This is a genomic window from uncultured Arthrobacter sp. (assembly GCF_947495145.1).
Classification (GTDB): domain Bacteria; phylum Actinomycetota; class Actinomycetes; order Actinomycetales; family Micrococcaceae; genus Arthrobacter_D.
Window position 1 is genome coordinate 19028 of sequence record NZ_CANLXP010000031.1, and the last position, 20086, is coordinate 39113.

The 20086-nt window shown below is 61.9% G+C and carries 20 protein-coding genes; 10 read left to right on the forward strand and 10 right to left on the reverse strand.

Annotated features, from left to right (window positions below):
• Positions 1 to 10 precede the first annotated feature (10 nt).
• Entirely contained in the window at positions 11 to 787 is a 777-nt protein-coding gene (locus Q0877_RS16280) for an SDR family NAD(P)-dependent oxidoreductase (RefSeq protein ID WP_299169811.1), read from the reverse strand.
• Positions 784 to 1506 (reverse strand): FadR/GntR family transcriptional regulator, encoded by a 723-nt coding sequence (locus Q0877_RS16285; RefSeq protein ID WP_299169813.1) that lies wholly within the window; start codon positions 1504 to 1506, stop codon positions 784 to 786. The genes Q0877_RS16280 and Q0877_RS16285 overlap by 4 nt, the downstream gene beginning before the upstream one ends.
• Before the next feature lie 200 nt (positions 1507 to 1706).
• On the opposite strand from Q0877_RS16285, the gene Q0877_RS16290 reads away from it, so the two are divergent.
• On the forward strand, positions 1707 to 3239 hold the full coding sequence (locus Q0877_RS16290; RefSeq protein ID WP_299169815.1) for a GntP family permease: 1533 nt from the start codon (positions 1707 to 1709) through the stop codon (positions 3237 to 3239).
• A 69-nt stretch (positions 3240 to 3308) separates the two neighbouring features.
• Here Q0877_RS16290 and Q0877_RS16295 read toward each other — a convergent pair whose 3' ends face one another.
• Positions 3309 to 3983 (reverse strand): hypothetical protein, encoded by a 675-nt coding sequence (locus Q0877_RS16295; RefSeq protein WP_299169817.1) that lies wholly within the window; start codon positions 3981 to 3983, stop codon positions 3309 to 3311.
• Between the two features lie 174 nt (positions 3984 to 4157).
• Between Q0877_RS16295 and Q0877_RS16300 the strand changes: the two genes are divergently transcribed.
• The 3 genes from Q0877_RS16300 to Q0877_RS16310 all read left to right on the forward strand — a co-directional run bounded on the left by Q0877_RS16300 (position 4158) and on the right by Q0877_RS16310 (position 6739).
• Positions 4158 to 4610 (forward strand): hypothetical protein, encoded by a 453-nt coding sequence (locus Q0877_RS16300; protein ID WP_299169819.1) that lies wholly within the window; start codon positions 4158 to 4160, stop codon positions 4608 to 4610.
• A gap of 48 nt (positions 4611 to 4658) precedes the next feature.
• A complete protein-coding gene (locus tag Q0877_RS16305; protein ID WP_299169821.1) occupies positions 4659 to 5621 on the forward strand; it encodes an AEC family transporter in 963 nt (320 codons plus the stop codon).
• Positions 5622 to 5716: 95 nt separating this feature from the next.
• Positions 5717 to 6739 (forward strand): threonine/serine dehydratase, encoded by a 1023-nt coding sequence (locus Q0877_RS16310; RefSeq protein ID WP_299169823.1) that lies wholly within the window; start codon positions 5717 to 5719, stop codon positions 6737 to 6739.
• Here Q0877_RS16310 and Q0877_RS16315 read toward each other — a convergent pair.
• Positions 6736 to 7290: a hypothetical protein gene (locus Q0877_RS16315; RefSeq protein ID WP_299169825.1), complete on the reverse strand. Its 555-nt coding sequence runs from the start codon at positions 7288 to 7290 to the stop codon at positions 6736 to 6738. The two genes, Q0877_RS16310 and Q0877_RS16315, sit on opposite strands and share 4 nt — an antisense overlap.
• Positions 7291 to 7445: 155 nt before the next feature.
• Between Q0877_RS16315 and Q0877_RS16320 the strand changes: the two genes are divergently transcribed.
• From Q0877_RS16320 to Q0877_RS16330, 3 genes are read left to right on the forward strand one after another with little or no spacing between them, the layout of a single operon-like run.
• On the forward strand, positions 7446 to 9473 hold the full coding sequence (locus tag Q0877_RS16320; protein WP_299169827.1) for a beta-galactosidase: 2028 nt from the start codon (positions 7446 to 7448) through the stop codon (positions 9471 to 9473).
• On the forward strand, positions 9470 to 11893 hold the full coding sequence (locus Q0877_RS16325; protein WP_299169829.1) for a glycosyl hydrolase family 95 catalytic domain-containing protein: 2424 nt from the start codon (positions 9470 to 9472) through the stop codon (positions 11891 to 11893). The genes Q0877_RS16320 and Q0877_RS16325 overlap by 4 nt, the downstream gene beginning before the upstream one ends.
• Positions 11890 to 13362, forward strand: coding sequence for a GH1 family beta-glucosidase (locus tag Q0877_RS16330; RefSeq protein WP_299169831.1), 1473 nt, complete (start codon positions 11890 to 11892; stop codon positions 13360 to 13362). Before Q0877_RS16325 ends, Q0877_RS16330 begins: the two co-directional genes overlap by 4 nt.
• 673 nt (positions 13363 to 14035) lie before the next feature.
• Here Q0877_RS16330 and Q0877_RS16335 read toward each other — a convergent pair.
• The 4 genes from Q0877_RS16335 to Q0877_RS16350 form a co-directional block, all read right to left on the reverse strand.
• Positions 14036 to 14260: a hypothetical protein gene (locus Q0877_RS16335; RefSeq protein ID WP_299169832.1), complete on the reverse strand. Its 225-nt coding sequence runs from the start codon at positions 14258 to 14260 to the stop codon at positions 14036 to 14038.
• Between the two features lie 295 nt (positions 14261 to 14555).
• Positions 14556 to 15626 carry a CU044_5270 family protein gene (locus tag Q0877_RS16340; protein ID WP_299169833.1) on the reverse strand — a complete coding sequence of 357 codons (1071 nt, stop codon included), beginning with the start codon at positions 15624 to 15626 and terminating at the stop codon, positions 14556 to 14558.
• Entirely contained in the window at positions 15592 to 16185 is a 594-nt protein-coding gene (locus Q0877_RS16345) for an RNA polymerase sigma factor (protein WP_299169835.1), read from the reverse strand. Before Q0877_RS16345 ends, Q0877_RS16340 begins: the two co-directional genes overlap by 35 nt.
• A 193-nt stretch (positions 16186 to 16378) precedes the next feature.
• A complete protein-coding gene (locus Q0877_RS16350) occupies positions 16379 to 16669 on the reverse strand; it encodes a hypothetical protein (RefSeq protein WP_299169837.1) in 291 nt (96 codons plus the stop codon).
• A gap of 545 nt (positions 16670 to 17214) precedes the next feature.
• On the opposite strand from Q0877_RS16350, the gene Q0877_RS16355 reads away from it, so the two are divergent.
• Together Q0877_RS16355 and Q0877_RS16360 are read left to right on the forward strand one after the other, a co-directional pair.
• Complete coding sequence (locus Q0877_RS16355) at positions 17215 to 17661, forward strand: hypothetical protein (RefSeq protein WP_299169839.1); 447 nt, start codon at positions 17215 to 17217, stop codon at positions 17659 to 17661.
• Between the two features lie 14 nt (positions 17662 to 17675).
• Positions 17676 to 17963 (forward strand): transcriptional regulator, encoded by a 288-nt coding sequence (locus Q0877_RS16360; RefSeq protein ID WP_277359890.1) that lies wholly within the window; start codon positions 17676 to 17678, stop codon positions 17961 to 17963.
• 73 nt (positions 17964 to 18036) lie between these two features.
• On the opposite strand, the gene Q0877_RS16365 is transcribed toward Q0877_RS16360, so the two are convergent.
• Together Q0877_RS16365 and Q0877_RS16370 are read right to left on the reverse strand one after the other, a co-directional pair.
• Positions 18037 to 18591: a hypothetical protein gene (locus tag Q0877_RS16365; protein ID WP_299169842.1), complete on the reverse strand. Its 555-nt coding sequence runs from the start codon at positions 18589 to 18591 to the stop codon at positions 18037 to 18039.
• Between the two features lie 107 nt (positions 18592 to 18698).
• A complete protein-coding gene (locus tag Q0877_RS16370; protein ID WP_299169844.1) occupies positions 18699 to 19172 on the reverse strand; it encodes a hypothetical protein in 474 nt (157 codons plus the stop codon).
• A gap of 223 nt (positions 19173 to 19395) precedes the next feature.
• Between Q0877_RS16370 and Q0877_RS16375 the strand changes: the two genes are divergently transcribed.
• Complete coding sequence (locus Q0877_RS16375) at positions 19396 to 19626, forward strand: hypothetical protein (RefSeq protein WP_299169845.1); 231 nt, start codon at positions 19396 to 19398, stop codon at positions 19624 to 19626.
• Positions 19627 to 20086 lie beyond the last annotated feature (460 nt).

The following is a 20086-nucleotide window of genomic DNA, read 5'->3' on the forward strand; positions in this document are numbered from 1 at the left end:
GTAAGTTTTTTTACGAAACCTGCAGGCCGCCATTGATGTCGTAGGTGGCCGCAGTGATGAAGCCGGCGTCCGGACCCACTAGGAAAGAGATGAGCGCAGCCATTTCGTCGACGGTGCCGACCCGCCCCACCAGGATGTCCTTCGACATGTCCCGCTTGCGCTCCTCCGTGAGGGTTCCGCCCATGATGTCGGTGTCAACCGGACCCGGCGCGATGCAGTTGACCGTGACGCCGTGCTCGCCCATCTCGCGTGCGAGGGCGCGGGTAAAGCCGATGATTCCGGCCTTCGACGCACTGTACGCAACCTTCGAGTAGGTCCCGCCTCCACGCTGTGCGGAGATCGACGAAATACTCACCACACGCCCGAGCTTCCGGTCGATCATCCCGTGAAGCACCCGCTGCGTCACGAGGAACGTGCCCGTCATGTTGACGGCGAAGACCCTCTCCCAGGCTTCTTTCGTCTCCTGCATGAACTCGGTGGGGGAGCTGATCCCCGCGAGGTTCGCCAGGGCTACGATGGGCGGCAGCTCGGCTTCAATCCGGCCGATCGCTGCATTAACGGAGGCCTCATCGGAGACGTCAGTGGCGACACCGATTGCCTGAACGCCATGCCGCTGCGCGATATCCGCCGCTGCCTCTTCCGCAGCGGATCCGTCGATGTCGAGGATCCCAATGTTCCAGCCCTCGCTCGCCAATCGGTTCGCCGTCGCACGCCCGATCCCACGGGCAGAAGCCGCGCCCGTGAGTACCGCTGTACGACTTGAGGGAAATTCTGCTGATTCGGTCACCTTTGCTCCTGATGCTGGTTGTTGGAATGAATGAAGTGCTCGTAGTCGTCATAGGTCTGGTTGATGTGAGCCTGCATAGCCTTTCCGGCTACCTCGGCATCGTGCGTGCGGATTGCATCAAGCACCAGCGCGTGGTGCGCAATGGCATGCTCCTGTACTTCCAGGAACGACGACGTCTGCCGCCGCATGCTGTACAAAAGCTTGCCGAGCGGGCCAAGAATCACCGGAATGAAGGGGTTCGCGGAAGCCCGGAACACTGCTTCGTGGAAGGCAAGGTCGGCGGTGGTGACGGCGTCGAGATCACCGGCCAGATGGGCGGCCTGCAGTGCAGCGTTCGCCGCTTCCATGCGTTCCAGGTCCTCTTCAGTGGCATGCAGGGCGGCCAGTTCGGCAGCGCCAATTTCCACCATGCGCCGGATCTCAAGAAGGCGGAGTGAGACGTCAGGGGAAGCGGACGCTGCGGTCGCGGAGCGCAGGATGGCCTGAAGATCGGTCCATTGGGCGCTCGGGTTGACGTAGGTGCCGAGTCCACGCCGTACCTGCACCACATTCTGCGCCTGCAGCTTCTTCAGCGCCTCCCGTACGGTCAGCCGGCTCACATCAGTTGAGGCGGCCAGCTCACCCTCGGAGGGAAGGAATTCCCCTGGTGGATAGGTGCCGCTGATGATGCGCTCCAGGATCTCCTCGAAGACAGATTCAGCTAACGAAGTGCGCGCCATTCGTCCACCCCTGGCCGGATCGGGCGAACGCAACGCTGCTGCGCACATCCGCACTGTACATTTCCTTCCGAAACGCTTGTCAGACATCATATGTCTGGTGCTAGTGTGACAGTCAGCACATCGCTCGTCAATGTACTTTCGGGCCCGTGCAGACCTAAGACAGCAACGAGGCTTGCTTAGCTGACGAGGAGCACAACCACGTGGATCTACAATTACTATTGGCGCTGGTTCTTGGAATCGCGACCATCATCATCCTTGTGCTGCGAACGCGGCTTGATGCGTTCGTAGCCCTGCTTATTGCCGCTCTGGTGACGGGTCTTGTGGCGGGGCAGGCTCCGCTGGAGATTGTCTCGGCTATCACCGAGGGATTCGGCAACACCCTCGCATCCATCGGAATCGTGATCGGACTCGGCGTAGGAATTGGAAAGATTCTCGAGGTATCAGGTGCCGCCAATTCCCTGGCTCTTGCGTTCCTGAAACTGTTCGGCAAGGGACGCGAGCCTTGGGCAATGGGCAGCGTTGGAGCGCTCGTCTCCATCCCCGTGTTCTGCGACTCCGGCTACGTAATCATGAACCCACTCGCCCGCTCCATCGCAAGAGTGAAGCGCGCCGGCTACATCACGCTGGCACTGGCGTTGGGCTGCGGTATGACGCTCACCCACCATCTTGTGCCGCCGACGCCGGGTCCGCTCGCCGTCGCGGGCATTTTGGGCACCGATCTGGGGGCTCTCATTCTTGCCGGGCTTGCGTTCACCGTCATCCTGTTGCCGGTGGTCGTGTTTTACGCGAAGTGGATCGGGCCGAAAATCGAGCCCGGGATGTCGGAGACCATTCGCGAGACCGTCTACGGCCGGGCCGCCACACATTCGCATGGCCGCACAACCACCGCCCTCGCCGACCATAACGACGACGCGCCGGGTGGCACCTCCGCCCGCGCCATCGGTGCAACCGGACCGTCCGAGGATCCCGAATATGGTTCCACCATCGACTTCGACAGTTCCGAACTGGGTACACCCCCTGCAGGAGCCAAGCCGCACAAGGTCGGAGCCTTCGTTGCTTCCCTGCCGCTGCTCGTGCCGCTGGTCCTCATCATCCTCAATACGGTGAGCGGCGCGATCGACCAGAGCAACCAGGGCGTTGTCGGAACCGGTGAGTACGAGCCCTCCGCATGGGCCGTCCCGCTGGCCTTCATCGGCAACCCCGTGGTTGCCCTCGTGATCGGCGTCATCCTTGCCGTGTACGTGCTGCTGCCGCGCTGGACTCCGCGTTCCAAGGTGCAGGGCTGGTTCGCCGAAGCCGCTGCCTCCGCCGGCCTCATTCTGCTCATCACCGGTGCAGGCGGTGCGCTCGGGCAGGTCCTGCGTAGTTCGGGAGTCGGTGATGCCCTCGCTGAAGCCATAGCAGCGACAGCTCTTCCGGCCTTCCTGGTTCCGTTCCTGATCGCGACACTCGTCCGAATCGCCCAGGGCTCCGGCACCGTCGCGATGATCACCGCTGCATCGGTCACAGCACCGCTGGTCACGTCGATCGGCGTTGACCCCTTGGTCGCAGCACTGGCCTGCACAGCGGGATCCATGGTGTTCAGCTACTTCAACGATTCCTACTTCTGGGTGGTAACACGCTTCTCCGGCCTGGAAGGGACAGCCGCGCTGAAGGGCTGGTCGGGGATTACGACGGCGGTGTGGGCCGGATCGATTCCGCTCCTGTTCATCGCCAACGCGATTCTTGGTTGATCAACAAACAGCGTTTGCCTGAGCAGTCGTAGCCGCTCCCCGGGAATCGTCCCGGGGAGCGGTTCTGTGTTACCGGAGTCGAATGTTGGATGGATTGCCCGGCGCAGCCATTGCATTCAACCCCGACTGCTCCGCTTGGAGGAGACACCATTTCACCAGTTGCATACCGACGAGCTTTCGCACCGACTCATGCTTTGTCTTCACCACGGGTGTCGCCGCCGAACCGAAAGCGGCAAGGCTGATGCCGTTCTTCCCATGCAGAGCAGGGTCACGAAGGGTCGCAATCAGGGCCTTGCTCAGAGCCGTCCTTGCAGCATCGGCGCTGCCGTTGACGTTGTGGAAGGCTCGAGAGACGTGCGCACTCATGCGTTCATGCTCGGTCAACTTCGAAGACGACGTTCGGGCAGCGGTTATCGCGGGTTGAACGGCCGCTTTCTTCGAGGCCGGTGCCGGTGTCCCGCTCGGAACCGCGGGCGAAGGCGCCACTTTGTCCGAACGCTCCGCCTTGAGCGTCAGCTCCGCCAGCTCCAGGTGCAGCTTTGCGATCTCGCGGTGGATTTCGCTGACCCGCTTCACGACGTCGGAGCGTGACTTACGCGCCCCCGCTCGCGGAACACGCAGCTTGGCTTCGACCTCGGCTGATATGCTGCAGCGGAAGAGAGCGCACAGTGCCCGTGCGAGGGAAAGCCGGGTGCCGTCGTCGTCGTTCAGTAGCAGGGGCGAGGGGCTCTGCAGAGTCTGCACAGCGGATGCCAGCGCAGAAAGCGTTCCGTGAACGCGACCGAATTGCAGTCGCTCTATGTCGGAAGCTTCGCCTATTTGGGGTGAGTAAACGCATTGAGCAATCCAGCCGCGCAAATGCGCTGGGCTCATCCTAATCGAGGAGCGCCTGGTGCCAGCCCGGTTAGGCTTGGGCGAATGGCGGCAACCCCAACTCAAGCGCGCACGTCGCTTCCCAGAACCATTACGCGCGTATTCCTCGGGGCGTTCCTTCTCGCTGCCGGTACCGCGCACCTCACGGTAGCCCGATCGGAATTCGCCGCCCAAGTGCCATTCTGGTTTCCCTTGCCGACCGACCTCGTCGTGGTGGGATCCGGCATCGTCGAGATACTACTCGGCGCTGCACTGATTGTCCTTCCAAGGCAGAGGGTTCTCGTGGGCTGGATCGTCGCCGCCTTCTTCGTTGCAGTCTTTCCCGGCAACATCGCCCAATACGTTGAGGGTGTAGACGCGTTCGGCTTGGAAACCGACAGCGCCCGACTCATCCGCCTCTTCTTTCAACCGCTACTGGTGCTGTGGGCGCTGTGGTCCACCGGCGCGTGGCGTGACCGCCGATTGCTACGCTCCTCAGGTGAGCACCAACGCCACTAAGGGCATCCGAAGAAGACCGCGATTGAGCGTGGCGTCATCGACATAAACGTGGTCATCGCGCTCGTCAGTGCGGTCATTCTCATCGCTCTGGGCTCAGTCTTCCGGCACAAGTTCATCACCGGTGCTGAATTCTGGTCGGGACTCGAAAAGCTGGTCTACTTCGTGCTTCTGCCGGCGCTGCTGGCAACCGGTCTTGCCGGAGCCGACTTCGCGTCCATCGAGCCCGGTCCCATGGTGCTCATCCTGACAGTGTCGGCCACCTTCTCCGCGTTGCTCGCCTATGCCTCCCGCCGCCCTGCTGCCGGTCGGGACGGGCCGGCATTCACCTCTGTTTTCCAGGGCACCGTCCGCTTCAACACCTATATCGGCGTGACGACGGCGGCAGCTCTCTTCGGATCCGACGGCATCGCTATCGCAGCGCTCGCCAATGCAGTGCTCATACCGTTCGGGAACCTCGCCTCAACGATCGCCCTCGCTCACTACGGACACCACAAACTGCGCGGATCCGCGCTGATCCTGGCCGTGTTCGGAAACCCACTGATCCTTGCCTGTGCCGCCGGGCTCGCCGCCAACGTGATCGGCTCCGCTCCGCGCGTAGGTGACTTCCTCAGCGCTCCGGTACCGGCCGCCGTCGTGCAGCTCATTGCTTCAGTTCTTGGGCTGCTTGGGGGAGCGGCCCTGCCGATAGGCCTCTTCTGCGTCGGTGCGGGATTACGCGGACGCGTCCTCACCCGAAAGTCCGTACGCCCGGTGACGGCCGCACTGCTACTGCGGTTCCTACCCGTGCCCGCAGCGACCCTGGGATTGTGCATGCTTCTGGGATTCACCGGACCAGCCGCTGTGGTCTGCGTGGTCTTCCAGTCGCTGCCCACCGCAACAAGCTCCTACGTCTTCGCCCGACGACTGGGCGGCGACGCCTCCCTCATGGCTCAAATCACCGCGGCACAGACCCTCCTGTCAGGGGTGGTCTTGCCGACCTGGATTCTCATCGCCTTGGCGGTGCTGATGTGAGGACGGGTTGATGTAGGGGCGGTGCTGATCTAACGGCGGGGCTGATGCGGGGACGCGCTGATGTGGGGACGAATGTGAATCGCTAGGATCAGCTCATGAGTACCAGTGAAGCCGGAACCCGCGAAGCCGCCGCAGAAACCACGCTCGTCACCCTCAGCGACATCGAAGCCGCTGCTGAGCGGATCAGCGACCTTGTTCTGCGAACCCCGATGATCCAGCTGCCGCACCTGCAACGCCCCGACGAGATCCTGCACTGCAAGGCCGAATCACTCCAGCCCACGAGTGCGTTTAAGCTCCGCGGCGCCTACAACACCATTGCCCAGGTGCTGGATCAGGCACGCGAACACGGAATCCTCGCACAGTCCTCCGGCAATCACGCCCGCGCGGTGGCGTGGCTGGCGCACCGCCTCAATCTGCGTGCGGTCATCGTCATGCCCAACGCCGCGCCGCGCCCCAAGATCGACGCCGTCCGCGCACTCGGTGCCGAGGTCGAGATTGTGCCCTCCGCCCTTCGGGATGTCCGCGCCCACGAACTTGTCGCCCAGCACGGCTACATCCACATTCAGCCCTACAACGATCCGCGCATCATCGCCGGCCAGGGAACGGTCGGCCTCGAAATCATGCAGCAGCTGCCCAACGTAGACACCGTTCTCGTGCCCATCTCCGGCGGCGGACTTATCTCCGGCATCGCGACGGCGGTCAAGGCGCTCAATCCCGGAACGCGTGTGATCGGCGTGGAACCGGAACTCGCCGCCGACGCTGCCCAAAGCCTCCGCGAAGGCCGCCGCATCACCTGGGAACAGGACCTGACCTACCGCACGATTGCCGACGGCCTCCGAACACCCGCGCTGGGCGTGCACCCGTGGGAACACGTGAAGCGCTACGTCGACGACGTCATTACCGTCACCGAAGAGCAGATTCTGGCTGCGATGCGCCACCTCACACTCGCCGGCAGGCTCGTGGTTGAACCGTCGGGCGCAGTGGCCACGGCCGCCTGGATGCATGACCTCGTTCCGGGTGGAAGCAACCAGAACGACGGCGGCACAACGGCTGCCGTTGTCTCTGGTGGTTCAGTGGATCCCGCCCTTCTGGCAAAGGTACTGCAGCAGGCGGGCTAAAGCCGTTCGAGGAAAGCGGTGAGCAGGCCAACCCAGTGCTCCCGCGCGGCGTCGTTCGCTTCAGGCGAGGGAAGACCCATCTGCGTCGCCACTATTGAAGCTGTGCCGTTTTTCTTGGCCTCGCTGGTCACGAGGATGGAAGAACCGTCCACGGCCGTGGTGCGCCAACTCATCCGCCGGTCCGTCCCGCTGGTTCGGGCGGGCTCGGCGAGCAGCTCCTGAATGGTGCTGTTCGAAGATGCGAACTCTGTCCACTGCCTCATGAGTTCCTCCAGGTCCAAGGCGGTGGACCTGCTCACGCTCAGTTGGAAAGTACCGTCGGAGCGTTGACCCGGAATACGTCGGCCGATGTGGTGTTCATAGGCCACCGCAACTGACTGGGCCCACCACCCAGCCTGATCCATAGTGCCCTCAAGTTCCGAATTCACCTTTGACGCAATGTCCTTGTGGTTGAGGTCCTTCGCTCCGGCACGTTCCAGAAAGGCCAGCCACTCGTTCCACGACCGGTTGGTTGCCCGTTCAATCGGTGCGATTCTCGCATGTTCTGCCATTCAAGGATCCTTTCACGCACCGCCGACGATCCGGCGGCCCAGCCGACAAAGCTCCCGATTCAAAGATGAAGAAGGTGTTGCACGTCACGAAGAGGAACCATAGAGTTGTCGAAGCGCTTCGATAGTTCACCAAACCCATGCCCAGGAGACACGCAATGCCCACGGACCACCCGCTACGATCCGACGACGGACTGGTGTTCGGTGGCGATTACAACCCCGAGCAGTGGCCGGAATCGGTCTGGCTCGAAGATGTACGCCTGATGCGCGAAGCACACGTGAACCGCGTGACTATCGGCGTCTTCTCCTGGTCCTCCATCGAACCGCGGGAAGGCCAGTATGAGTTCGGCTGGCTCGACAGGATTCTGGACCTGATGGCCGAAAATGGAATCGGCGTTGTCCTTGCCACGCCTACAGCATCACCACCGCCGTGGTTCTCCCTGGCACATCCCGAAGCCCTTCCGGTCACCGCCGACGGAGTGCGGCTGATCCACGGAAGCCGCGATACCTATAACCCTGCCGCCCCTGCCTACCGTGCTGCGGCCAGGCGCCTCACCTCAGCAATGGCCGAGAGGTACTCCTTCCATCCGGCGCTGAGAATGTGGCATCTCCACAACGAGTACGGAACGGTTTCCTACGGGCCGCAGACTGACACGGCGTTCCGCGAATGGTTACGTGCCAAATACGGAGACCTTTGGGAGCTGAACACGACGTGGAACACAGCGTTCTGGTCGCAGGGCTATGGCGAATGGGAAGAGATCTTTGCGCCCCAGGCCACGCAATACCTGCCGAACCCTTCCCATCTGCTCGACTTCAAACGCTTCTCCGCTGACCTCCTCCGTGATTGCCTTCGCGAGCAGGCGGAGATAGTCCGCAGCGTGCGGCCTGAGGTGCCTGTCACCACCAACTTCATGCTCCCCAGTTGGAACCATTACGACCAATGGGATTTCGCAGCCGAAATAGACGACGTCTCCGTTGACCACTACCCGGACACTCCGGGCATCGAGGGCGATGTTCAGGTGGCTTTCGGCAGTGACCTGGCACGCTCCTTCAACGGTGGCCGCCCCTGGGTGCTCATGGAACAGGCCACCACCATGGTTTACGACTACGCACAGGGGCGCATTCTTGCGAGGGATCCCGGGAAACTGCTGTTCAACACGCTTCAGTACCTCGCCCGCGGAGCAACGGGATCGCTGTTCTTTCAGTGGCGCTCGCCGCGCGCCGGCGCTGAGTTCTTCCACTCGCCGATGGTTCCGCACGCTGGGGAGAACTCCCGGACGTTCCGCGAAATAGTCGAACTGGGCACCACGCTTGCCAACCTGCATGAGCTTGCACCGCCGCCTGCTGCAGGTCACGGGGTGAATCAGAACCGGGTGGCCATCGTCTGGGACGCCACGGCATGGTGGTCGACAGACACCCGCGCATTGCCGTCCAACGACACCGCCTTCCTCCCCGCCGTGAAGTCAGTCCATCGCGCTCTGTGGCTGCTTGGAATCAACACCGATTTTGTTCAGTTGGATCAGGACCTCAGCGGCTACAACCTCGTTCTGGTGCCCAGCAAACTGGCTGCCTCGAATGCTGAAGCGGAAGTGCTCCGACGGTTTGTAGCGAACGGTGGCCACACGGCCATCTGGTACTTCTCGGGGAGCACCGACGAGAACCTCAATGTGCGCCAGGGCAGCTTCACCGGAGCGTTCGCGGATCTTCTCGGCATTCGCGTCGAGGAGCACTTTCCCCAGCTTGAGGCTACGGCGCTGAAACTCAGTGATGGGTCCACTGCAGACTGCTGGGCAGAAGCCGTCGAGCTCCGCGGCGCGATCAGCATTTCGAACTTCACCGAGTTCCCGCTGGCGGGACGGCCGGCTGTCACGAAGCACGGCGTCGGCATGGGCACGGCACACTACCTCGCTACCCGGCTGGGCGAAGATGCGCTGCGCACTCACCTTCGCCGGATCCTGAACGACGCCGGTGTCTCTCCGGAGCATCCGGCCGCCGGTTACGGGATCGAGGCAGTCCGCCGCTATGCCGGGAACGACAGCTACCTGTTCCTCCTCAATCATTCCGAGGAGACTGTCGACGTCGGCATCCACGGCCATGACCTCCTCACCGACAGCGCACTGCACGGAGAAACCACACTCGGCCCTGGCGCCGCGCTGATTGTGCGTGAACCGTGGGCAGAGCAGTGACTGACCTCTTCTACACTCATCCGGCGGAGACCTGGCTGGACGGCCTGCCATTGGGTAACGGCAGGCTGGGCGCCATGGTGCTAGGCGGAAACTCAGTTCTGCGGCTGCAGCTCAACGACAGCACGGCGTGGTCAGGCAGCCCGGCCAGCGAACACCGCCGTGGAAGCGTCTCGGCAGAGTCTGCAGCCACGGCGCTCGCTGATGCGCGGGAGGCCATCGCGGACGGCAGGCCCGTCGACGCCGAACGGTGCCTGGAACAGCTGCAGTCCACCTATTCGCAGGCCTATCTTCCGTTCGCTGACATTACGATCAGGACGGCCGACGGCGCGCGGCTGCAAGAGCGCCGGCTGTCTCTTGACGACGCAACCCACCGGACAGCAGGCCAGGGGGCCGGCGGCAACACCATCCACGACACCTTCATAACCCCGGTGGACGGGGTGCTCGTGCACCGGTTCCGCTCCGAGGATCCGGTGGACATCACCATCGCGGTCTCCACCCCGCTCAGGGAAACCGGGCGCGCAACCGAGCCGAGCGCCGTCGTACTGCAACTGAAACTGCCTGCCGATGTGGCGCCGGGCCACGAACCGGATGAACCTGCCCTGCAGGACGAAATCGATGGCGTCGAGCCGCTGGAAGGTGCGTTGTGCGTGGTTGCGCGCCACGATGGCGTTGCTTCCCAAATCGACGGAAAAGCGCAAGCATTCACGGGCGTCACTGAGCTGCTTCTCGTGGTCGCAACCGAAACCACCTTCGCCGGCATCGGACGAAAGCCTGTTGGGTCCTCTGCCGAGTGCGCGGAAGCGGTGCGCCGTCGTGCGTCTGCAGCGTTGGAACGGGGCTGGGAAAGGCTGCACTCCGATCACCTCAACGCGCACCGGGAGCTGTACGACCGGGTCGCGCTCGCGCTGGAGCTGAGTGCTGATGCACTTCCGGATCGCACCGATGTGCCCACCGACGTGCGCCTTCGGGAAGCGAACGCGCATCCCGCCGGCGTCCTGACGGCCGATCCGGCGTTGGTTGCGCTTTTCTTCGACTACGGACGGTATCTGCTCATCGCTTCGTCCCGCCCAGGCACCCTCCCGGCGACACTGCAGGGAATCTGGAACGAGGACCTGCGCCCACCGTGGTCCTCGAACTACACGCTGAACATCAACGCGCAAATGAATCACTGGGGCGCGGAAGCTGCTGCCCTGTCTGAGTGCCTTGAACCGCTCCTGGACCTCGCGGAAGCGCTGGCTGAGCACGGTCGAAGCACGGCCGCCACACTTTACGGAGCACGGGGCTGGGTGGCGCACCACAATTCCGACGCCTGGGCTTTCAGCTCGCCGACCGCCGGTCATGCAAGCTGGTCCCAGTGGCCCATGGCCGGGCCATGGCTGGTCCGCCAACTCGACGAGAAGCGCCGTTTCGGCTCAGCCACCCCCGAGCAGATCGAGAGATTGTGGTTGCTGGCCGTCGGAGCGGCGGAGTTCGTCTGCGACTGGCTAATTGACGACGGCGGCGCCCACCTGGAAACCCGCCCGTCCACCTCCCCGGAAAATTGCTATCTCAGCGGCCAGGGCAGGGCCGCCGTCGCAACTTCCACTGCCCTGGATCGAACCCTCATCACGGAGTTGTTCGAGACCGTGACTGCGCTGGCACCGTTGGTCGGCCAGGCGAACCACCCCATCTGTGAAGAAGTGCGACGGGCATTGCCACGCATCGCGCCGCCAATCGCGGGCAGGGACGGCGGGATCCTCGAGTGGGGAGCGCACGAGGAAGAGGTGGAACCCAATCATCGGCACCTCTCGCACCTCTTCTTCGCCTACCCAGGAAACGGCCCGACGCCGGAACTCGCCGAGGCGTTGAACCTGTCCCTGGACCAGCGCGGCGACGACTCAACCGGCTGGTCTCTCATCTGGAAGATCTGCCTGCGCGCAAGACTCGCACAGAGCGAAAAGGTGGCTGATCTCCTCCAACTGATGTTCCGTCCGGCGGATAAAACGAACGGCCCGCAAGCCGGTGGGCTCTATAACAACTTCTTCGCCGCGCATCCGCCGTTTCAGATCGACGGGAACCTGGGCTTCGTTGGAGCGCTGGCCGAGATGCTGGTGCAGAGCCACACCGACCTCATCCGCCTGTTGCCGGCGGTACCGGACGAGTTGTCGAGCGGCAGAGTCCGCGGCCTTGTTGCCCGGCCGGGAATCGCCGTCGACCTGACCTGGGACAACGGCTTGGTCAGCGAAGCGGTCCTTACTCCGCGTCGACCCGAAGCCGCGGGGGAGCGGCTCATCGCCATCGGCGATCACATCGAATCCGTGGCGCTCACCTTCGGCCAATCCATCCGACTCCGACGGAACTCCGCAACCGGCGCCATCGACGTCGAGCGGGACAACAGGACTAGCATCATCACCAACGGAAAGGCAGTGCTCACGCCATGACCCAACACCTCGAAGAGACAGGCACCCACGACGCCGGTAGCCCTGACTACCGCGACATCGGACTTGAGTTTCCACCCGGCTTCGTCTTCGGATCAGCCACCGCGTCCTACCAGATCGAGGGCGCACACGACGCCGACGGTCGCGGCCCCTCCATCTGGGACACCTTCAGCCACACCGAGGGCAGGGTCTGGAACGGCGACACCGGCGACGTCGCCTGCGACCACTACCACCGCCTGGACGAAGACCTGGATCTGATGAAGGACCTCGGCTTGGAGTCCTACCGCTTCTCCATCGCTTGGCCCCGGATCCAGCCCACCGGCCGTGGCCACGCGAACGAGGCAGGGCTCGCCTTCTACGAGCGGCTGGTTGACGGTCTGCTGGCCCGGAACATCAAACCAATCGTCACCCTGTACCACTGGGACCTGCCGCAAGCGTTGGAGGACGACGGCGGCTGGACCAACCGCGCGACGGCACTCGCCTTCGGCGACTACGCACGCATCGTGGGCGAGCGGCTCGGCGACCGGGTAGCGCTGTGGACCACACTGAACGAACCGTGGTGCAGCGCGTACCTCGGCTATGGCTCCGGCGCCCACGCGCCGGGACGCACAGAGCCCGCCGCTGCGCTCGCCGCCGTACACCACCTCAACCTCGCGCACGGCCTGGCAGTCTCGGCACTCCGCGAGGTGGTGACCAATAATCCCGACTTCGCGATCACCCTCAACCTGCACGTGTTCCGTCCGGAGGGGGAGACCGGCGCCGAGGCCGTCCGCCGCGTCGACGGCTTGGCCAACAGGCTGTTCCTTGATCCACTGCTGAACGGTACCTATCCCGACGACGTCCTGGAAGACACAGCGAGCATCACGGACTGGTCCTTCGTCCAGGCCGGTGACCTCGAACTGATCCGGCAGCCGATCGACCTTCTCGGAGTGAACTACTACTCCACCAACCGGGTCCGCCTGTGGGATGGCAAAGGCGCAAAGGAGAAAGCGGACGGGCACGGTGCCGCGTCCGGTACAGCGTGGCCGGGTGCCGACATGGTCGAGTTCCTTCAGCAGCCCGGACCGTACACCGAGATGGGCTGGAACATCGCCCCCTCCGGTCTCGAAGACCTGCTCGTCTCAATGCACGAACAGTTCCCAAATTTGCCGCTGATGGTCACCGAGAACGGTGCTGCCTTCCCCGATGCCATGGAAGTCGATGCCGACGGGATCAAGCGAATTCACGACGTCGACCGCATCGATTACCTCCGCCGCCACTTCACCGCCGCTCACCGGGCTATCGCCCGCGGCGTCGATCTGCGTGGCTATCAGGTGTGGTCGCTCATGGACAACTTCGAGTGGGGTTACGGTTACTCGAAGCGCTTCGGCATCGTGCACGTCGATTACGACACCCTGGAGCGTACGCCGAAGGACAGTTCGCGTTGGTACGCGCAGCTGATCAGGGACAGGCGCATCCCGCCGGTGGGCTGACGCACAAAAGGAGGGCAAGTTCCACCGAACCTGCCCTCCTTTTCGCGGTCAAGCGTTTGTCCGCCGCTGGGATAGCAGCACAATGCTGCACTGCTCCTTCCCTCACCGCGCAAAATATCGTGCGATTCATACGTACACCAATCGTTTACGCGGTTGTTCCTAGTCAAGTGCGATATCGGAGACGCGCGTTGAGCGTTCGGCTTATGACACTCCCACTCGCCTAGTCCTGCTGATTAACTGACCCCTCCTGTTTCAACATATGGGTGGTATGTCCTCAGGGTTGGTGTTGGGGTTGCCGCGGCCGCCGGGCTGGTATTCGCACCACTCCTCGGTAAAGGCTTGAGTGAAGCTCCAAACCATCGGCGCCGATGCTGCTCCTACAAGAACGATGGTCAGGAGGGCCAGCGAGCAGATAGCGCGTTCGGATCTGCTTCGTCGCATTGCCATGAAGGCAAGAAAACCGCCCACGTATCCGCTAAGGACGAGGGCCATTTCTGCAGCCGGCTTCCAAGCTGATCCGCCCAGGCTAATGGCTGTAGTGACCGTAAGCGCAGCTAGTAGAACGCTTGCGATCGCAGGGATGATTGCCAGTAAACAGAAGACGGTGGTTAGGGTCTCTGCGATGCGTACGTGCTGAGGCCTCAGTACCTGCGGTCGAATGAGCTTGCCCTATCTACTGGATGGGTTTGCCGTTGGAATCGACGCCGAAGGTTTCGATCACTTCATCTGTGCTGGTATCAATGATGACGACCGACCCTGCGGGCCACCCGGGATCTGGCGTGACTGTGTACTGCACATCGCTCAGTTCCGTAGCTTTCCCTCGCTCGCTAATCTGCCGGTTGAAAGCGTCCACCACCTCACCGATGTCGGTGTTCACCGCTACGGTCTCCTGAGGCAACCCTGTAGTGTCGCCCGAAGCAGGGGTGCTATTCCACCACCCCTCGTAGCCGCTAACGGTGGCCTCCTGTGATGAGACGGATTCCGAGACCGAGCTGGTCACCGAACCCATTGCACAGGCGCTCAGCCCTATCGAAGTGACCAGAGCGAATCCGGTCGCGACTGCTCGGTAAATGTTCAAAACTCCCCCAAGTGATTGCGCTCTCGCTCGACTCTACTAAAGCTGGGCAGCACCATAGGCAGCAGCCACAACGGTTGTCCGTGAACCCTCTATGGGTAGGAAGGATTGATCCTTCTCACGGTGCGGAGTCAACTACTGAAGTTTGCACCGAGGTCCAGGATTCAACAGTGCCGGCGGGCGCTCCGGGGTAGTCCTTCAATATGACAACCTGTTCGCCGATGACCAACCCTGAGGATGGGTCGATGATGATATCTTCCCTGGATACCCCGTCGGGGGTTTTCATGCCGATGGCTACACCCGTCCGGCCGTCGATCGTGGCTTGTCTGTCGGTAACGTCGACACCGGGAATGAGGGCGGCGGCCTGGTAGAAGGCAGCACGTAGATCGGCTGGGATCACACCGGTCCGGAGGGATTCGATGATGATTCCGAACGCTCTGAGGTCAGGGGTTTTGCCCGATCCCCAAGTCTGGTCATAGATACGGTTCAAGAGCTCTCGCGGATCACGCGGCAAATCCTGAAGGTCGGTGATCGGTACGCCGACAACTGTCTGTTCATTGTCGTAGAAGGCACCCCCCTGTGCCCGGAAGACTCCGACCGTCATGGCGTGTGTTCTCGGGTCGACGATCGGTTCGAGGCGTGCTGCCTCCTTCACCTCCTCGGGAGCGGAAGCGGTCGGGACGCGTGCTTCACGATTCCATACCCATTCGCCGGTCAGATCGGCCGGGACGTACACCTGCCCCCCTGTTGTTTCCTTCCAGGAGATCTGCTCGCCGTTGGCGACGCTACTGCCCCCCGTCATCTCCTCAGTCTCAATTTTCAAGTACTGGCCGGGCAGTACCACTGTGTCCTCAGTCTCGATCGTCGCCGCCGCTGCTTCGTGCAACACCTCTGCGGCTTCGGCCGTGGCCCCTGGGCGGTCGGGCATGACAACCTCGGCAGTCACCAAAGCGCCGACAAGGAAAGCGGCTGCGGCGGAGACCATCACAACGCGGCGCCAGGTCTTCAACGGCCTTACGTTGGAACGGGCTCTCCTATCAGTCTCGGAAGGGGACGCCGGGAAGGTGGGTTCCACCGTGGTCTCGGCTTCGGCGAGCTTCATCAAGCGGTTCCGGCCTCGAGCCAATACAGCCGGTGGAACCGTACCGACGTGGTTACGCGTTTCGCGGAGCAACTGCAGTTCGTCCATGATCGATCTCCTGATCGCAAAGAATGAGTCCAAGGTGCGCGCGAAGCTTTCGCCGGGCGCGGTTGATGCGGGATCGGACGGTGCCAAGAGGTACGCCCGTAGCGGTAGCGATGTCTTCATAGGACAATTCCGCCCAGACAAAGAGAAGAATGGCTTCGCGATCAATAGGCGCGAGATCCTGTAAGGCGTTGCCGATTAGCACGCGGTTTCCCGAGGCGTCGAGCCGAACCTCGACCGCGTCGAATGCGTCGAGGCTGTCCGCACGGCCCCCAGTTCTGGCGAGAGCGCGCAACATGCGCGCCTCTGCCCGGTGGTGCCGCCGTAACAGATTAGTGGCGATTCCGAACAGCCATGGCCGTACCGCTTCTGACGGACCAACGAACTCCGCTCGCCCTTCGAAAGCGATCAGGAACGTCTCAGCCATGACGTCCTCGGCGACAAAATCACCTGCCCTACGCGCAGCGTAACGGTAGATGTCCGGGCCGTGCCTGTCGTAAAGCTCCCCAAAAGCTGCCGGGCCGTAGCGCGACCGCTCCACTATCTCTGCGTCTGTATTCACACCTTGTAATGCCCGCTCACTCGGAAAAGTTCACAGTTTCCCCACACTTTCTTCAGCGATTCACAAAGTGCAGAGGACGCAGGGAACCTGGAGCATTCTCCAATAAGTATTCCCTGTCGGTTCAACTCTCCAACAAAACGCACGCCGAGGGAGCCCCTCTCAGCGACAGTTTGGTTGAGTCCGCGTCTCGCTGTCAGCGGTTCCCTGGCTGAACGGACTTGATCACCGCGATTATCGCTGCCCGCACCGCATGATGGGCATCGGGGTAGTTCACCAGTTCAGAGATGACCTTGCCTCGGTGATAACTCGTTTCGAGCACATAGAAATCTTCGACTTCTTCCTTCACCTGCCATGCCGGTATAGATATGTGGTCACCGCTGTAGGGATTCCCTGTGTAACCCGGCGCCTCGTAGTTATCGCGCCCCCTGAAGTGCTCAGCCAGTTCGAACACAGGATGAAAATTGTCGATCTCGGCGACGTCCAAGGGGGTCCTAAGGGGTCCACTCAAGGTGTCAACCAAGGACTCATATATGGCCGCACCTACACGGTCCTCGGCCACTTGCTGACCTACGGATGTCATATCCAGTTACCCCTCTTCGCTCCAGCCTTCACATTGAACCACTGATGACGGGTCGGCCAACACCATTGGCAACCGCTGACCACGCGCAACTATAGCGTCGGGTTGGAAACGTTCGCTGAGGGATCCTGGAGCTGCCACCTGCGTGATCATTGAGCTGGAACTTGCCAGCTGAAGCGCCCGCCCCCGCCGGTCCCGATCAGCCCTCCTAAGGTGCGGCGAGGAATCGCCTTTCCCGATCGGGTTCACCTTCTCCGTAGGATTGCCGAATGGAAGGCACGGTCCGAGAAGTCACAGACGCTTCTATGTCTGTCAAGCGGCTGGAATCGGGTGCTGGCGTGGACCAGTGGAGAGGCGGCTTTGGGCCGTGCACGTCGAGGTTCCTCTTGTGAGGGGCTTTTACTGCGCGCCAGCTTGTTGACAGATCGTTGAGTTGTCAATACTTTGGAACCATGGATGATGAACGAGACACCGGCGTTCCCTCGGCTGTAACCAGGCCTGCCACCAGAAGACGCCATGTTTCCAGTGGGCGGGAGGCAGTGGTCCTCGCCGTGTGGGCGGTGTTCGGCGGGCTGTTCATGGCCATGTTCTTTCACACCGGCGCCGACCTGGTGAACGGGACAAGTGCCGTTGTGGTCTCTGGCGGTTTGGTCCTGCTGGCCATTCTGTTTGTTTTCGTCCGCTCCCGGACCCGTACCGTTCGGCCTAGACACTTCACCTTGATCGAAGGACTCTCGGCCCTCTGGTTCGGAGTAGGCAGCGGAATCACGTATCAGATTCTGAGCCCGGTCGGCTCCGAAACCGGCGGAGTACCCCTGAGCACGGCGATCCTCGCGTCGATCGTGCTGGCACTTCCCCTGCTGGGCTGCTCACTATGGTTGGCGGTGCGCGGCAGGTGAGCCTAGGAGATGCCATGAACCGCCTCGACGAGGTCGTTCATTCACCTGTGAGATTCGCGATTATGGCAGCACTAGCCTCCGTGGACGACGCGACCTACCAGGCCCTGAAAGACGAACTCGGGACCAGCTACGCGCTGCTGTCCAAACACGCCACAATCCTCGAGGACAAGGGCTACCTGGAAATCAACAAGTCCTTCCTCGGCAAAAAACCCCACACCGTCTTCCGACTCACCAGAGCCGGCCGGAAAGCCTACCGCGATCACACCACCGCCCTGCAAGACCTACAACGCGGCCTCCGCTAACCCCCACCACAAGCAAAGGGAATGCAGCTGCGTGTGATGTACGCAGGAGGATCCTGCGGGAGATCCTCCGTTACTAGGTGATCTTGTCCCTGACTGGCTGTGGTTCTCCGGCCAGCCCTGCTTCGATGCCGGCAAGCGTCTTTGGTCCGGAGGCTATCTCGAACGGCCCGTCGGAGGTGCTGAAACTGGCTACGACAATCCCAAACGACAGTCGGTCAAATGCCTCCTTGGCGGAGGCTTTGCGGTGCGTAGATGCCGGCGTTCCCAGTTCAACGTCGAATGGGACGCCACGAGTCCTCGTTGTTCTTCCCACGACCGGCTGGAAGCTCAGTATGCCTCGCCTCGGCTTCAGTAGGCCGTAGTTCCACTTGCGATAGGGGTCGCCCTTGGGCGCTTCCGGTCTGCGGATATAACCTTCGACGATGCCGCGGTCAGAGAGCTGCCGTATCTTTTTCCCCCGGAAGTGTATCCAAACGCTGAAGATGGTGCTGAACATGATGAGCCAGATTGCCGATTCGATGGCTGCTCTCCCTGGCGGATCTCCAAGGAGGATCTGGATGAGGAAGTACATAAGCCCGGCCGCAGTGAAGACCAGCGCGAGCATACCCACCCGTTGTTTCGGATCCATGCGCTGACTGTATCGAGTGGAGATCAACCGAACAACGCTGAAACGGGGTCTCTGGTTGCGAAGGTGCCCGGTGGAGGATCCCGTGCTGCCGGGACATGAGGTGGCACTCACCAGGGCGCAAAGGACCTATAGGTGTCAGGGGATCCTTTCGCTCGCTCATGAGACCGATACAGGTGTGGACCTGACCGGCAGTCGAATACAGTTGTTTCGACGCGCGCTTTCCGGGTCGTTTCGGTGAAAGCGACCATGCGTCCCAAGGCGATCGACTCTGCGAGCTCGACGAGGGTTTCGAGTCGGGCATCCGCGGGATCTTGATCAGGAACAGGTCCGAACAGATCGAAGTATCCGCTGGAGAATCCGATCTGGATGTCTTTACCGCTTGCTTCCCAGCCGACGTCAAGGATGCTGGCGCCCTCAGTCTCTGGCCTCCATTCGAGAAGGACATCCTCAGGGCACATCGGGTCGGGGCGCTGGTTCATCGGTACGTGTGCCGGGAGAACTTCGGTTAGTGCTGCAACCAGGTCCGCGAGCTCGGTCCTGACCGCGTTTGTTGCTGGGGCTCGCTTGCCGAATAGCTTCATGGGCTCACGATAGCGGCGAGCATTCAGCGTGGACCCACAATGTTCGTATGCCGACTACCGGGGTTCCAAGGAGGGCACGCTGGAGGATCCTCACCAAGCAACCATCGCATAACGATGGGGGCTGCTTGTGGTTGTGGTATCCAAGGCCGAATGCTTGGCTAAACGTCAAGGCAGATAGCCACCAGGGGGAAACGTGAAAGCAACTGATTTGCCAAGAACTTGCATGCGGACAGGGATTATCCTCGGTGTAATTGCCGTATTGCTGGTCGTATTCCCAGTTCTAAATCGGAACTTCGGAACCCACGTCATCGTCGAGGGTGCGCCAATCGCGATGGTCTTCACAACCCTCTACGCTTTCACCGCCGCTGCCTGCTTGCTGTTCTCCGCGGCGCTCGTCAGCGCATCCCTGATCATGCGTCATGCAGAATCGCTAGCTCACAAGGTGAGAGCGTGAATCGCAGCGGGGTCTCCTCGGGACGGTAGACCCGGCACGGCACGGCATGGCTACGGTGGAGGATCCTTGCTTCAACGCCGCGAACATTCTTCGTCGCAGAGCCGTGACTTAGAGTGCGTAGATTCCGCTAGTTATTCGCTTCGCCTCTGACTTCCAAGGACATTCCGCGGAGCACTGATTCGATGCTGGCAAGCGTCTCACGCGCGGAAGCTACCTCAATCGGCCCGGCCGAGGTGTCGAACTTAGCGACTACTATTCCGAACGAAAGTCTGTTGAACGCCTCCTTGGCGGTGGCCTTCCGATGCTCAGTGGCAGGCGCGCTTAGTTCGATCTCGAATTGCGCACCCCTCGACTTCGTTGTCCTCCCTACTACCGGCTGGAAGCTAAGCCTTGATCCACCGATTGGCTGTTGATTGTGATTGGTTTCCGGGACGCGACGGAGTTCTGGTTCTTGGGCAGG

What these genes read in the sequence shown, in the direction of transcription:
- Q0877_RS16285 (WP_299169813.1), bottom strand. Translation starts at nt 1,506, where the DNA reads ATGGCGCGCACTTCGTTAGCTGAATCTGTCTTCGAGGAGATCCTGGAG.
- Q0877_RS16300 (WP_299169819.1), top strand. Translation starts at nt 4,158, where the DNA reads ATGGCGGCAACCCCAACTCAAGCGCGCACGTCGCTTCCCAGAACCATT.
- Q0877_RS16310 (WP_299169823.1), top strand. Translation starts at nt 5,717, where the DNA reads ATGAGTACCAGTGAAGCCGGAACCCGCGAAGCCGCCGCAGAAACCACG.
- Q0877_RS16315 (WP_299169825.1), bottom strand. Translation starts at nt 7,290, where the DNA reads ATGGCAGAACATGCGAGAATCGCACCGATTGAACGGGCAACCAACCGG.
- Q0877_RS16320 (WP_299169827.1), top strand. Translation starts at nt 7,446, where the DNA reads ATGCCCACGGACCACCCGCTACGATCCGACGACGGACTGGTGTTCGGT.
- Q0877_RS16330 (WP_299169831.1), top strand. Translation starts at nt 11,890, where the DNA reads ATGACCCAACACCTCGAAGAGACAGGCACCCACGACGCCGGTAGCCCT.
- Q0877_RS16340 (WP_299169833.1), bottom strand. Translation starts at nt 15,626, where the DNA reads ATGGACGAACTGCAGTTGCTCCGCGAAACGCGTAACCACGTCGGTACG.
- Q0877_RS16355 (WP_299169839.1), top strand. Translation starts at nt 17,215, where the DNA reads ATGGATGATGAACGAGACACCGGCGTTCCCTCGGCTGTAACCAGGCCT.
- Q0877_RS16360 (WP_277359890.1), top strand. Translation starts at nt 17,676, where the DNA reads ATGAACCGCCTCGACGAGGTCGTTCATTCACCTGTGAGATTCGCGATT.
- Q0877_RS16365 (WP_299169842.1), bottom strand. Translation starts at nt 18,591, where the DNA reads ATGGATCCGAAACAACGGGTGGGTATGCTCGCGCTGGTCTTCACTGCG.
- Q0877_RS16370 (WP_299169844.1), bottom strand. Translation starts at nt 19,172, where the DNA reads ATGAAGCTATTCGGCAAGCGAGCCCCAGCAACAAACGCGGTCAGGACC.
- Q0877_RS16375 (WP_299169845.1), top strand. Translation starts at nt 19,396, where the DNA reads ATGCGGACAGGGATTATCCTCGGTGTAATTGCCGTATTGCTGGTCGTA.